This is a genomic window from Mucilaginibacter corticis, from assembly GCF_007558865.1.
Classification (GTDB): Bacteria; Bacteroidota; Bacteroidia; order Sphingobacteriales; family Sphingobacteriaceae; genus Mucilaginibacter; species Mucilaginibacter corticis.
In genome coordinates this window covers 1,944,404-1,958,514 of record NZ_VLPK01000001.1, presented here as the reverse complement: position 1 = coordinate 1,958,514, position 14,111 = coordinate 1,944,404, and the positions used below count along the sequence as shown (strand labels likewise).

The window sequence follows — 14,111 nt, the reverse complement described above, 5'->3', positions numbered from 1 at the left end:
TGAACGGCTTTTTTTATTTCAGCTCAAACAGATCTGCCAGTAGTTTATAGGATTGCAGCCTGTCGTCAAAATCTTCGGCAATTGTTACCGCTATGATCTCGTCAACACCATAGCTTTCTGCCAGCTGGCTTAAGCGATTTTTTACCATGGTTGGGTTACCGGCCACAACACGCTGGCGATTGTAACGCATGCGGTCCTGCTCTTGCAGGGTATATTCGGTATCCTTTATATCGTCGTAAACATAGGGTTGTATGCCCAGGCCTTTTTCAAACTGAATGAAACGGTGATCCATCACAGCTTTGTGCTGCATTACCTTTTCTTCATCTTCAGAACAGAAAACAAATATGGCCATGTTGGCCTCGGGCTGTGCCAGGTCTTGCGATGGTTGAAAACGATCTTTATACAACTGCACCGCCTGCGCGCCGCCAACAGGGTTAATAAAATGCGCGAACGAAAAGCCCATACCAAAATGCGCGGCAAACAAACCGCTTTGCCCGCTTGAGCTGAGCAGCCACATGGCCGGCACGGTTTGCACCTGCGGGATGGCTCGGATCTTCTGTTGTATAGTTCCCGGATCTGCCGTATCATGAAAGTAATTGCGCAGATCAGCCAGCTGTTCCATGAAATCCTGCTCGGCAAAATGGTTTGACGGGTTTAATATCGAAGCCGTAATGCGGTCGGTACCCGGCGCGCGGCCCATGCCCAGGTCAACCCGGCCCGGAGCCAAAGCTTCAAGCATCCTGAAATTTTCTGCAACCTTTAAAGTACTGTGGTTAGGCATCATGACACCGCCCGAACCAATGCGGATATTTGTTGTTTGCGATGCCAGGTAAGCAATCAGCACCTCGGGTGTTGAACCCGCCAGGCTGCCTGTGTTATGATGTTCTGATACCCAAAAACGGGTAAAGCCTAACTGGTCGGTATATTTTGCTAAAGCGATGGTTTCCTGTACAGCCTGCTCGGCTGTAACACCTTTCCTGATGGGTGATTGGTCTAATACGCTTAATTTGATCTTTGTATCCATAGCTGATGATGAAACACAAAAGTACGGACGACGGCATCAGCAAAATACTATTTGCCGCTATTATGGCATTAGGGTTACAGAGTGAATAATTATTATTAAATTTATCAAACCTAATATTCTAATGAGACCACGTGTATTTATAAGTTCAACTTATTATGATTTAAAATTCTTGAGAGAAAGCTTGGATGCTTTTTTCTCAACAATCAATTTTGAATCGATACTTTTTGAAGCAAACAAAGTAACTTTTGAAATAGGAAAAACTCTTGATGCATCCTGCTTTAATGAAGTGAAAACATGTCAAATGATGGTGCTTGTCGTAGGCGGAAGATATGGATCTGCAATCAGCGAACAAAATATTATCGAAGAGAAAAATATATACGACAAAGAGTACATCTCAATTACAAGGAAAGAGTATGAAACAGCATTGAAACAAAATATCCCGGTTTTTATTTTTGTCGAAAGAAATGTTTTTGCTGAATTTCAAACCTACAAAGCAAACAAAAGCTTCTATGAACGTTTAAAAGATTCTGAATTTAAGTTTTTCCATGTTGACAGTATTAATGTATTTAGATTTATCGAATTCTTTAGTAGCAAAGGAATAAAAACATTCGAAAAGTTAGATGATATAGTTTCTTATTTAAAAGAACAGATAAGTGGAATGTTTTATCTATATCTTGAATCACTTAAAGTCGTAGAAAATCAAAAAGTTATTATAGATGCTGTTTCTGAATTGAAAAGTCTGACAGCAAGCATGAATGAAATGGTAAATGCTGTAGGCAAAATTGTAATTAAAAATCCTACGGATTATGATAAAGTGATTTCTAATCAGTTGGAAATATTAGTAACATTTTTTACTGATAAATTAATGTCAGGTTGTTCATTCCAAAATACCGATTTAACGCTAAATTCTACCCAACTAAACAAACTAACAACTGTTTTTATAGATGAGATCTTATCTAATGAAAAGCTGGTCGAAGAATATTATAAAGAATATAAATTTGAGAAAAGTGAAAAGAATCTTTTAACCGCAATAAACTCGGCTTTAATGAAAATTAACAAGGACGTAATAGTAATCGATTTTGAGATATTTTTAATCGATGATTATCAAGAGAAATTAAAGCCTTTAATTAATACAAATGCTATTAAAAAGCAATTTAAAACCGAATTAAAAAGTGTGTTTGAAATCATGCTAAATAGCCATGAGTACAGGCACAAAAATATTGATTTTTAGCATATTAACTTTTAAAGTGATAAAGGAAAACCACCGCGCCGGTATAGGCCGGTTTCTTTTCATTCTCTATCTCCATGGTAACACCAATGGTTGCCTTGGTTATTCCCCTTAAGTTAGCAATGGTATCTAATCTGGCAATTAAGCGCACCCTGCTTTCAACCACTACAGGTTGCGCAAAGCGGATATTTTCAACGCCGTAATTGATCAGCATTTTAAGATTACGCACATCGGCTATCTGGTGCCAGAAGTATGGCAACAATGATACCGTTAAATAACCATGCGCTATGGTAGCTTTGAACGGGCTTTCGGTTTTGGCCCTTTCAGGATCGGTATGGATCCATTGATGATCTATCGTAGCTTCGGCAAACTGGTTGATCTGTTGCTGGGTTATAGTGTGCCAGTCAGATACGCCTATCTCCAAACCTAAAAGTGCTTCAAACTCGGCATGGTTGTTTATAATTTTCATCTATCAGTATTTATCTGGGTTTACAGACCGTTAAGGTAATACAATAAACCACGTGATAAAAGGATAGATTACAAAAAAACAGCAATGGTAAATTACCATGCTGTTTTACTGAAAAGAAAAAACGGCTTGTTATACCAAAACACCGCCCCCGTCAACAACAATTACTTCGCCGGTGCTGTAACGCTGGCGCATCAGATACAGGTAGCTTTCGGCCACGTCATCGGCTTCTGCCACAAATTTTACAGGTAAAATGTTGGCGTAACTGTTAAAAAGGCTATCCTGATCGGCCTGTGGCATGTTGCTCCATAAATTTGTTTTTACCAGGCCTGGGCATACCATATTTACGCGTATAGGCGCCAATTCAACAGCCATTGCCCGGGTAAAACCCTCCATAGCTGTACAAATGCTGGCGCCGAGCGACCATCCGCTTTGCGGCCTTCTGCTTACTGTGCCGCCGCTTAAAGTGATAGAGCCACCCGGGTTAATATTTGGCGACGCGTATTTTACCGCGGTAAAAGCTCCCCAGTAACGCACGTTAAAAAAGCGCTGCGCGTCGACTAACGACAGGTCGCTGATGTTAGCAAGGTGCAGGCTCTCGCCTGCTGTAAATACTAAATGGTCAAATTTGCTGATGGTATTAAACAGGTGTTTAATTTGCTGCTCATTGGTTAAATCGGTAACAAAGCCTTTGCTATTTGCGGGCAGTTGCCCCAAAGCCGCGTCAACACGCGATTGATTGCTCGATACAATAATAACTTCGGCCCCTTCTGCAGCCGCGGCCCGCGCGGTTGCCAGGCCTATGCCCGAACTACCACCCAGTATAACTATTTTTTTGTTAGCTAATGATGATCTTGAAACGTTTACTGTGTTTTCCATTTGTTTAAATATTTTGATAATACAAATGTCCGCAGCTGAAAACGGGCCACACTTAACAAATGGTAAAAAGCGATCTCAGCGGATATTTTTCCGGATACGGCTAAGCGATTGGGGCGTAATGCCCAGGTATGATGCCACATCGTTTAAGGGTACCCGCAAAGCGATCTCAGGCTGCCGCATCAAAAACATTTTATAGCGGGTGGTCGAGTCATATCCCAGGTAGCCATTTTTAAGGTCGATCTTATCCAGCAAGGCCTGCTGGGTGATCTGGTCTATCAGGGGTTTTAAATAAGGCAATTCGGCGTAAAGTTTAGTAAGCGATGCCCTGCTGAAAACAATTACCTCCACATCGCAAGCCGCGCTGATACTTTCGTGGGCGATGGTATTGTTATTGAAACTATTGAGGATACAGCAAAATTGGTTCTCTTTTAAAAAGAAATACGTCACCTGGTTGCCATGCTCATTCAGCACCATAATGCGCAATACACCATTGCAAACAAAATACATCTCGCGGCAAATATTTTCGGCGTGAAACAGGTACTCGCCTTCTTTGTAGGTACGTGTTTCTGTCGCTGCTATGATGAGTTGCTCATCGGCATCAGGGATAGCGTGGAATAATTTAAGAAAAGCGATGAGCGGATTGGTCATTCATCAAAAATAGGGAAATACCGATGATTATGAATAATGGTTTTACGCCGTGGGGCGGGCTTGCGCGATTCCCCTCTTGAGAGGGGTGTAGGGGTGTGTCCTTGCTGCTTTATTAACACACCCCTGCATCCGCACAATCTCTCGCGCCCCCTCTCAAGAGGGGAACTTATGCGATGACGCTCTTATTAAATTTACTCCACTATCAAATAATTCTGCCCGGTTTGGTTGCCCAATACGCTTTTTACATAGCCTTGGGTAACTTTATCCATCTTAACAGGGATACGCCCCGGAAAATACGGAAAATAAGCCGGCGAGTCTTCTACCACATCGGGCGCTACTGAATTGATCCGCACGCCATTGTCTAACTCGAATGCTGCCGAGCGTACAAAACCATCGATAGCGGCATTGATGGCCGTTACCGCGCTGCCGTAGGCTATCGGATCTATCGCTAATGAGCCCGAGGTTAACGTAAATGAACCTTTAGGATTAATATAATGCTGACCGATCAGCACCAGGTTGATCTGCCCCATAAATTTACTGTCGATACCTTTTCTAAAATCGGCATCCTTCATAGCATTCAGGGGGCCAAAGTGCGCGTCGCCGCTGGCGCTTACCAACGCGTCAAACTTACCCACCTGCTTAAAGAAATTTTCTATCGATTCGTTAGAACTGATATCTACCTGGTAGTCGCCGCTTTTTGAGCCTGCGGTAATGATCTCGTGGTCGTTTTTTAAGGCAGCTACCACGTGTTTGCCAATAGTGCCGCTGGCACCTACAATAATAATTTTCATGATGTGAGTTTATTTATGGTTTGCAAAAACTTCTTTAGCGTGGGCCAGCGCGTTGCTTACCGCGGCACCGCCCGCATAAAAAGTCATTTGTAAAATTACTTCAACAATTTGTTGTTTGCTACTGCCAAGTTTCAGCGCAGCGTCAATATGTGCTTTTAATTGCGGCACGGTATGACCGAGCGTGGTGCATGACGCTATCAGCAGATATTCGCGGGTAAGCAGGTCAAGCCCCGGCCTGGCCATTACGCCCTGCATGGCCCACTCAATGGTCATGTCTACAAAATCGGGGCAGATGTCTTTTAAATTATTTACCAGTTGCTCGCCCGCCTGGCCGCCGTGCAGGTGGTTTAGCAGCGCCAGTCCTTTTTGGTAAGTGTCTGATTTAGTGTTTTCCATAGCGTTTTTTTGACAATATTAAGCCAATACTTTACATTTGTCAAGTAATAACCAATTAGTCAAGTATTGACAAAATTGTCACTATTGTTAGCTATCAGTATGTTAGAAGAAAAAATAATTGAAAAAAAATATAACCAGGCCTGCGACTGCCCCATCACTGCGGCCATTGGCATAGTTGGCGGCAAGTGGAAACCCGTGCTGATCTGGGTGTTAATGCCTGGCCCTAAACGTTTTGGCGAACTGCATAAAACCATCCCCGGCATTGCGTTAAAGGTATTGTCAAGACATTTAAAAGAGCTGGAAGCCGATGGCATCATCAGCCGTAAAGTTTATGCCGAAGTGCCACCACGGGTAGAGTATTCGTTAACAGAAAAAGGCCGCTCGCTGCAAGGCGTTATGGACCTGCTGGCGGATTGGGGGCGTGAGAATATTTTGGAACCGGCTTAACATCGGCCACAAAAAAAGGCGTCCCGATCAATCGGAACGCCTTGTACCTTTTAGCTTTTACCTTTCGGCTTTCGCCTCAATTAAGCCATTTGCCTCCTGATGATGTTCAGCGCGCCGCCGGCTTTAAACCACTCTATCTGCTGTGCATTGTAAGTGTGGTTAACCAGGAACGACTCGGTAGTACCATCCTGGTGGTGCAATACAACCGTTAACTGTTTGCCCGGGGCAAAGGTGGTTAAACCGGTAATGTCTATCTTGTCATCCTCCTGGATCTTGTCGTAATCATTGCTATCGGCAAAGGTAATGGCCAGCATACCTTGTTTCTTCAAATTGGTTTCGTGGATACGGGCAAAAGATTTTACCAATATGGCACGCACACCTAAGTGACGTGGCTCCATAGCCGCGTGCTCGCGTGATGAACCTTCGCCGTAGTTCTCGTCGCCTACTACAATACTGCCAATGCCGTGTGCTTTGTAATCGCGCTGGGTGGCAGGTACGGGGCCGTATTCGCCGGTCAGTTCGTTTTTAACGCTGTCGGCAGTGTTATTAAAGTAGTTGATAGCACCTATCAGCATGTTATTGCTGATGTTGTCAAGGTGGCCGCGGAACTTCAACCATGGGCCGGCCATGCTGATATGATCCGTAGTACATTTACCTTTAGCTTTGATCAGCAATTTAAGGCCGGTAATATCTGTACCTTCCCAGGGTTTAAACGGATCAAGCAACTGCAAACGTGACGATGCAGGATCAACCTTAACCACTACCTGGCTGCCATCCTCGGCAGGGGCCTGGTAGCCGGCATCCTCAACAGCGTAGCCTTTAACCGGCATTTCAATACCCAGTGGCTCATCCAGTTTTACCTGCTCGCCTTTTTCGTTGGTCAGGTAATCGGTAAGCGGGTTAAAGGTCAGGTCACCGGCAATAACCAAAGCGGTTACTACCTCGGGCGATGCCACGAAGGCATGTGTATTTGGGTTACCGTCCTGGCGTTTAGCAAAGTTACGGTTAAACGAAGTAATGATAGAGTTTTTGCGGGTTGGGTCGTCTGTATGACGTGCCCACTGGCCTATACAAGGGCCGCAGGCATTAGCTAATACCACGCCACCCATCTGGCCGAAGGTATCTAAATAACCATCGCGCTCAACAGTGTAACGCACAAGCTCACTGCCCGGAGTGATGGTAAATTCGGCCTTAACTTTTAAGCCTTTATCTGTAGCCTGTTTTGCTATCGAAGCCGAACGGGTAATATCCTCATAAGATGAGTTGGTACATGAACCAATCAAACCAACTTCCAGTTTCTCAGGCCAGTTGTTCTCTTTTACCGCTGTAGCGAATTTAGAGATAGGCCATGCCAGATCCGGGGTAAACGGACCATTGATATGCGGCTCCAGTTCGCTCAGGTTAATTTCGATCACCTGGTCAAAATATTGTTCAGGGTTGGCGTAAACCTCAGCGTCACCTGTTAAGTGTTCGGCAATAGCATCGGCAGCGTCGGCTATCTCAGCACGTTTGGTACCGCGCAGGTAAGCGCCTTGTTTTTCGTCATACCCGAAGATAGATGTAGTAGCACCGATCTCAGCACCCATGTTACAGATGGTACCTTTACCTGTAGCAGAAAGCGATTGCGCGCCTTCGCCAAAGTATTCAACAATAGCGCCTGTACCACCTTTAACGGTTAGTATGCCGGCCACTTTTAATATCACGTCTTTTGCCGATGTCCAGCCTGAAAGCTTACCGGTTAGTTTTACACCTATCAGCTTAGGGAATTTTAGCTCCCATGGTAATCCGGCCATCACGTCGCAGGCATCGGCACCGCCGACACCAATAGCTATCATACCTAAACCACCCGCGTTAGGCGTGTGGCTGTCTGTACCTATCATCATACCACCCGGGAAAGCATAGTTCTCTAACACTACCTGGTGGATAATACCGGCACCCGCTTTCCAGAAACCAATACCATACTTATCAGATACCGAGGCCAGGAAATCATAAACCTCGCGGTTAACGTCAACGGCAGTGTTCAGATCGGCTACGGCGCCAACTTTAGCCTGGATCAGGTGATCGCAATGCACGGTTGAAGGCACGGCAACCTGCGGACGGCCCGCCTGCATAAACTGCAGCAGCGCCATTTGCGCGGTAGCATCCTGCATAGCCACACGGTCGGGTGCGAAGTCAACATAGTCAACCCCGCGGCCAAAAGCCTGTTTGGCATCGCCCTCGCTTAAGTGGGCGTATAATATTTTTTCGGTTAAAGTTAGGTGTTTACCGGTAGCGGTACGGGCAGCAGCCACGCGGGTACTGTACCTGTCGTAAACCTTTTTGATCATATCTAAATCAAAAGCCATCTTGCGTATTTTTAAGTAGTAAGAATAATAGAAACAAACGCTATTTTAAATATAAAAACCAATAAAATAAGCGAGTGCGGCGAATTTACAAAATATAACGTTGAATGTGAAGAAGACTGATTTCCAAACGTTATTTGGATAAGTTCTAAATAGTTGATTAGTGATTAGTGATTAGAGGTTAGTGATTGGTTATTAAGCTAAGCAATTAACAAAGTCACGAGTACGTCTGGCATTGGCCTGCGCTGCATACTCGCGCCGGCAGGTGAGAGACAAAAATCTTTCAATAAAATATCATTTTTTTCGACAAAAACAATTGCTCCATTAATGATTATTTAACTAACTATGAATCAATTACTTACAATCTACACAAAAATTTTGTTTAGAACTTATAGGTGATGTGTAAAACTATCATAAACATCTAAAAAGCTTAACTCATACCTTTATAAATCATGCGGGTCAAACTATTGGCTTGCAATAATTAAGGACTTAAAACAATGAAGTCTGATAAGTGCTTGCAACACTATTCAGACTCCATTCAGTCGAGGCTAGTCACCTCACCAGGTTAAAGATATCCTGGAGTTTTGTTGGTGTAGTTTTATCTACTGACAAAGGTGTATTAAGTATATTATCAGAACAAAATTAATTATACACAATTTGTTAGTAACCCCATTTAAGCGACAAAAAATATCTTCGGGTTGTTCCTGTGTCAGCACCTTACTCAAGGTGAGTATTGTATTATCAAATTAATCTAAAAAAGATTAACGATGAACAATAACAGAATAAAAAACAAGAAGATGAAAAAAATTAACAAAGACCCACGATTATCATTAAATCCACTTTGCGAATATGTAGTTGAAGCGACAGCTTCGAGAAGAAATACGATTATAAAGCAGAGCAAAACACCAATATCTTTTATTACTAAATGGTATAATCAAGCAGAAGATATTTTATCTTTTTATTTGGCAAGTATACGAGACGAGCCAATAGTATTATCGGTTGAAGCTAATCGATTAAGAAAAGGCATATATTCAGATGACATGGAAAAAAAGTATGCTGTAGCAAGTGCCGATGCATTAAAATCTTTTTTGCAGTTTGAACTTACGATAAGAGAAAAACTTGCATCGTATAATTTAGAAATCGCGGTAAATGATAATAAGCATAAATTCATCCTTAGTGGGGTTCAAATTAGCCTTCGACCTGAATTAATTTTAAGAGATAGCGAGGGTAAACAGCAACTCGGATTCTTAAAATTATATTTCAGCAAAAATGAGCCTTTAAGCAAATTGCGGGGCGAAGCGATGGCCTGCTTGACAAAACACTATTTTGAACAAGAATTTGGTTTTAACTTTAAAAGCGAAAGTTGTTTAGTGTTAGATGTATTCAATGGCGTGTTGTATTCATCACCAAAAGCATATAAACGAGTAATTTCAAATATTACTGCCGCTTGCAATGAAATTGTCGACAGGTGGGATAAAGTAGCCGTTTAGAGAATAAAAGGCCCGGGATCGGGCCTTTTATTTTAATCAGAATTTCACACAAACGCTATTGCAGACTTCTTGTTTTGTGGCCTATGTTATCTATAAATACTTCCAGTTTATAAACGCAGCGCTAGATGGCCGGCTATTGGCAACTTGGGATTTCCCAGTTGCGTAACGGTATTTCTTTGTACCACTAACTTAATGGAAGAGTTTCGATTATGAAACGATTTAAATTTTTAGATAGCGAATCTAGATCTTGATAAATTGTATATTCATTAACGGAGTATAAAGTGAGAATTTGTCTAATTTCAGGTATAGCCTTCTTTTTTATAATAAGTTTTTTAAACTTTGAATTTAACAAGATTTCTTCTAGTGGCTTATTGGGGATATGTGAAAGTGATAGCACTCCACGTTGATTAATAACTCTTGCAGAAATCCCTTTGGGGTAGAACACTAAACTTTTATCTAATTTAAAGGGCTCATGTGGCGTGTTTAATACAATCGATTTAATATAATCTAATATGTAAACACAAACATCTTCCTCCGTAGTAGGGTTCTCGGTAGCAAAATACAATGCAACCAATGGGTTTCGAGTCCAATCCAATAATCTAGTTGCAAGTCCGTGATGTTGTGCTAAAGTAAGCCACTCCCAATCGTCTTTCGGCTGGATTATTAAATGAGGTTGGCTATACCTTTTCCAAGAATCTAAGATCGATTGCTCTGTTATAATTCCTGATGTAAAACTTGCAGAATAAGCAGGTCTGCCTACTTTAGGTATAAGTTCCCAATTAATGTTTGAATGTCCACGAAATACATAATTAGTCTCTCGGTGTTTAAATACGACAGAATGGTATTCTTCGAAGGAATTAATTTCAAATTCTCGCACTATTTTATTCTTACGGCAATTAAAGTTTCGAACTGAATCCTGCTAAAATTAGTGGCTGTATTTGTATTTTCTATTTCCCCTTTAGCGGAAAATATATTTACTACAGAAATTTTTCCGCCTCCACCAATCCTATTTTCATCTTGAGATGTCACTGCAATATCAAACTTGATACGTTTATACCCATCATCAATTCCTTCACCATAATTATTTGCAATAATATATTTTTGCCCTTCCATCAAACCATCGGTGACATCAATAATTGTTTGCTTTATGAACTCTTTTAACTCCATTATGCAATATAATGAAATCAGATGATATAATTATATACATCCTCTAAACTTTAGATACTTTGTTCCCGCTAGCGCGTGTATGCGTAGCCAACCACAGCCGAGCATATTCGTGATTTTAACAAATTGCTTAGCTGACGTAGAGATTGCTTCCCCCCAGCTGGCGCGAGTATGCAGCGCTAGCCACAGCCTGGCGTACTCGTGACTTTGAAAATAGCTCAGCTTACGTAGAGATTGCCACACTCGTACCTCGTTCGCAATGACGCACTGAGAGGAAGCAGGCGTCAGACGAAAAGCTTCGGGCGAAAGCAGGTAAAACAATGGTGGGAAAGTGCGGCGGCAAGGGCATTGGTAATTTTGCCTGAAGCGGAAGCCCACGTGCGACAACAAGCGGCAAAAGGACCGGGCCCTTCAGGTTTACCTGATTTGCAGCGCATAAGGCCATGTGCGGCAAAGAAGCATCTCGGCTGATTTGATTTTTTGGTCCATTTTTCATCAAGGAAAAAGGACTAGCCTTAGCGGCAATTGAGCGTCACCAAGCGATAGAAAGCGTTATGTTGAATGTCCTACGTAGAGATTGCTTCGTTCCTCGCAATGACGCGCGGAGAGAATGACGTATTAGAGATTGCCACACTCGTACCTCGTTCGCGATGACGCGCCGAATTAGGCGTAATAATTATGGTAAGAAAACAATGGTAAATCTTCAGATTTCACCTAACTATAATCCCCTCAAACCTGTTATCAACACAATAGGCGCAATAACTATTAAAACAGCTAACAAAACATTTAAAGCGCCTTTAGTTATAGTAAAACCCTGTGCAACAGAAACGCCTATTACAGCGAGGGTTAAATAAAACAACATTATTAATCTAGAGAAATAATAGAAACTTTTTGCAATTGTGTAGTAGGGATTTCCCCATACATGCGGATAATTTGCGCCTGCATAGCCCAGTATTCTCAACGCTATAATACAGCCCATCCCCGCTACAAAAATCACTAAACTAATTAGTGTAGCATATGCCATAATATTGATAATGTCATGCAAGGTCGCTCTCCCTTTTAGCCATATGCCTGCCCAATAAATCAAAAGAGAAAAAACACCAATTCCCATCCAACCGAAAATTGCGCCTAAGCCAATGTTAGTAATAAATGTAAAAAAGAAGGGATTATTAGTATCTGCCAGTTTATAAAATTGTCTCTTTGTCATAAACGCAATACCTGTAATTGCCAGGAATACGTATTGATATTTATAAAGATTGTAAGCGTAAATAGTACCGAAAGCTTTTAGCGGTTTCTTAACAATATTAGATAGTACAACTTTGTAGGCACGTTCCATTGATAAAGGTTTAATATCGCAATTTATAAATTTTTCTCGGCCTACGTAGAGATTGCCACACTCGTTCCTCGTTCGCAATGACGCTTGGAGAGGAAGCAGGACCACCGCTCATTTTGTTGGTGACAACACACAACAAAGGCGGCGCACGAATTAAATACGGTCTTAGTAATGCCCCCGTCAGACGAAAAGCTTCGGGCGAAAGCAGGTAAAACAATGGTGGGAAAGTGCGGCGGCAAGGGCATAGCGTCTTTTTGCAGAAGCACCGGCCTTGTGCGAGCGAAGCATAGGGCAAAATTATGCAGCCCGTGGTTTTACCTGCTTTGCAGCGCAAAGGCCATGTGCGGCAAAGAAGCATATCGGCTGACTTGATTTTTTGGTCCATTTTTCATCAAGGAAAAAGGACTAGCCTTAGCGGCAATTGAGCGTCACCAAGCGATAGAAAGCGTTATGTTGAATGTCCTACGTAGAGATTGCTTCGTTCCTCGCAATGACGCTCGTGGAAAACGCAATGACATAGTAGAGAGCCTAACGGTATTTGGGGCTTGCAAAAAATTCAGACATGCTTTGTATCTTGCATAGTCAACATCAACCCAATCATGAAAAGAACCCTCACCCTCTTATTCCTCCTCACTACCACAACAATCACCTTCGCGCAAAAAGGCATCGACTCGATAAAATGGACGCAGAAGATCCTGGTGCAGGACCAGCCTGTGTTTAGCGACCCTAAGCCCGAGGCCGGGGTTAACCACCAGCGGCACGCGGGCACTTATGGCTCGGAATATTGCCGCTTGCTCAGGCTTAAAGATGGCAGCTGGCTGGCCGGGTATACCATATCCCGTAATAGCGGTTACCGTAACGACCCGAAGGGTGGCCTTGAACTGCAGTTTTCAAAAAGTACGGACGATTGTAAAACATGGCAGGCCATCAGCACCATAACAGACCCGGGCCGCGACCTGGATAATGCCATGATGATACAAACGCCCGATGGCGCTGTGCTGCTGGCCTGCCGGTCGGTACGCTGGCAGGAATCATACATGCTGCCCGTATATAAAAGCACCGACAAGGGCAAGAGCTGGGAAAAGTTGAGCATTATTGACCAAACCCACGGTAAGCCCGGCGAACTGGGCAAACCCGACAAGGGAATTTACGAACCGCATTTTTACCTGTTGGGCGACGGCAGGCTGGCGGTGATGTACGCTAACGAGAAACACGTGGTTGAAAATCCATCATACAGCCAGATCATTTCAGAACGGGTATCGGCGGATATGGGTAAAACCTGGGGCGACGAGATCTTTGTGGCCCATACGCCCGGCGTAAGCGCCTCGCGCCCCGGCATGCCGGTGTGGACCAAAATGAAAAACGGCAGATACATTGCTGTGTTTGAGGTTTGCGGCCCTGAGGGCTGCAACATTTACAACAAAACCAGCGACAACGGCACAGACTGGCCCGTGGGCATAGGCACCCGTATCCCCGACCAATTGGGTGGCCCCTTCATCCTCGCCCTAAAAAGCGGCGACCTGGTGGTAACTTCCAACTCGGCCCAGGTATCGGTAAGCCATGATTTTGGCCTCACCTGGAAAAAGATAAACCCCGCCTGGGACAAAACGCTCTGGCCGTCGTTATACGAAGTGCGCAAGAACCAGGTAGGCGCGGTAACCTCGGCGCATCGCCCACAGGGAGGCAATAATATTAAGATCGCATTGGGGGAAGTGGGGTATTGATTGTAAAGATTGGGCTTGTCGTTTTAACGGTTTTGAAATTATTGGCGACATGATATTGTCAGTAAACAGGAACCTGCAAAATGACCTAAAAGTCAGGAAATCCGTACCAAACTGTATCATGAAACCGGATTTACAAAATCAACTAATTCACTTTAAGCCACTTACAAAAACACCTGTAC

Annotated in this window: 14 protein-coding genes; 4 read left to right on the top strand and 10 right to left on the bottom strand. The window is 43.2% G+C overall.

Annotated elements, in window-relative coordinates:
- Positions 1-13: 13 nt before the first annotated feature.
- Complete coding sequence (locus tag FO440_RS08560) at positions 14-1,024, bottom strand: LLM class flavin-dependent oxidoreductase (RefSeq protein ID WP_144247772.1); 1,011 nt, start codon at positions 1,022-1,024, stop codon at positions 14-16.
- Between the two features lie 121 nt (positions 1,025-1,145).
- Between FO440_RS08560 and FO440_RS08555 the strand changes: the two genes are divergently transcribed.
- On the top strand, positions 1,146-2,255 hold the full coding sequence (locus tag FO440_RS08555) for a DUF4062 domain-containing protein (protein WP_144247771.1): 1,110 nt from the start codon (positions 1,146-1,148) through the stop codon (positions 2,253-2,255).
- Positions 2,256-2,259: 4 nt separating this feature from the next.
- On the opposite strand, the gene FO440_RS08550 is transcribed toward FO440_RS08555, so the two are convergent.
- From FO440_RS08550 to FO440_RS08530, 5 genes are all read right to left on the bottom strand, one after another.
- Positions 2,260-2,721 carry a MaoC family dehydratase gene (locus FO440_RS08550; protein WP_144247770.1) on the bottom strand — a complete coding sequence of 154 codons (462 nt, stop codon included), beginning with the start codon at positions 2,719-2,721 and terminating at the stop codon, positions 2,260-2,262.
- Positions 2,722-2,850: 129 nt separating this feature from the next.
- Complete coding sequence (locus tag FO440_RS08545; RefSeq protein WP_144247769.1) at positions 2,851-3,597, bottom strand: SDR family oxidoreductase; 747 nt, start codon at positions 3,595-3,597, stop codon at positions 2,851-2,853.
- A gap of 75 nt (positions 3,598-3,672) precedes the next feature.
- Positions 3,673-4,245, bottom strand: a complete 573-nt coding sequence (locus FO440_RS08540) for a Crp/Fnr family transcriptional regulator (protein WP_144247768.1) — start codon at positions 4,243-4,245, stop codon at positions 3,673-3,675.
- A 191-nt stretch (positions 4,246-4,436) separates the two neighbouring features.
- Entirely contained in the window at positions 4,437-5,036 is a 600-nt protein-coding gene (locus FO440_RS08535; protein ID WP_144247767.1) for a short chain dehydrogenase, read from the bottom strand.
- 9 nt (positions 5,037-5,045) lie between these two features.
- A complete protein-coding gene (locus FO440_RS08530) occupies positions 5,046-5,432 on the bottom strand; it encodes a carboxymuconolactone decarboxylase family protein (RefSeq protein WP_144247766.1) in 387 nt (128 codons plus the stop codon).
- Between the two features lie 99 nt (positions 5,433-5,531).
- On the opposite strand from FO440_RS08530, the gene FO440_RS08525 reads away from it, so the two are divergent.
- Complete coding sequence (locus FO440_RS08525; protein ID WP_144247765.1) at positions 5,532-5,879, top strand: winged helix-turn-helix transcriptional regulator; 348 nt, start codon at positions 5,532-5,534, stop codon at positions 5,877-5,879.
- A gap of 80 nt (positions 5,880-5,959) precedes the next feature.
- Here the strand turns inward: FO440_RS08525 and FO440_RS08520 are convergent, their stop codons facing one another.
- Positions 5,960-8,224: an aconitate hydratase gene (locus tag FO440_RS08520; protein WP_144247764.1), complete on the bottom strand. Its 2,265-nt coding sequence runs from the start codon at positions 8,222-8,224 to the stop codon at positions 5,960-5,962.
- A gap of 794 nt (positions 8,225-9,018) precedes the next feature.
- Here FO440_RS08520 and FO440_RS08515 point away from each other — a divergent pair.
- Positions 9,019-9,711, top strand: coding sequence for a hypothetical protein (locus FO440_RS08515; RefSeq protein WP_144247763.1), 693 nt, complete (start codon positions 9,019-9,021; stop codon positions 9,709-9,711).
- Positions 9,712-9,895: 184 nt separating this feature from the next.
- On the opposite strand, the gene FO440_RS08510 is transcribed toward FO440_RS08515, so the two are convergent.
- The 3 genes from FO440_RS08510 to FO440_RS08500 form a co-directional block, all read right to left on the bottom strand.
- Complete coding sequence (locus FO440_RS08510; RefSeq protein ID WP_186292605.1) at positions 9,896-10,588, bottom strand: FRG domain-containing protein; 693 nt, start codon at positions 10,586-10,588, stop codon at positions 9,896-9,898.
- Entirely contained in the window at positions 10,588-10,878 is a 291-nt protein-coding gene (locus FO440_RS08505; RefSeq protein ID WP_144247761.1) for a hypothetical protein, read from the bottom strand. Before FO440_RS08505 ends, FO440_RS08510 begins: the two co-directional genes overlap by 1 nt.
- A 715-nt stretch (positions 10,879-11,593) precedes the next feature.
- Positions 11,594-12,211 carry a hypothetical protein gene (locus FO440_RS08500; protein WP_144247760.1) on the bottom strand — a complete coding sequence of 206 codons (618 nt, stop codon included), beginning with the start codon at positions 12,209-12,211 and terminating at the stop codon, positions 11,594-11,596.
- A gap of 596 nt (positions 12,212-12,807) precedes the next feature.
- Here FO440_RS08500 and FO440_RS08495 point away from each other — a divergent pair.
- On the top strand, positions 12,808-13,932 hold the full coding sequence (locus tag FO440_RS08495; RefSeq protein ID WP_144247759.1) for a sialidase family protein: 1,125 nt from the start codon (positions 12,808-12,810) through the stop codon (positions 13,930-13,932).
- Positions 13,933-14,111: the final 179 nt, after the last annotated feature.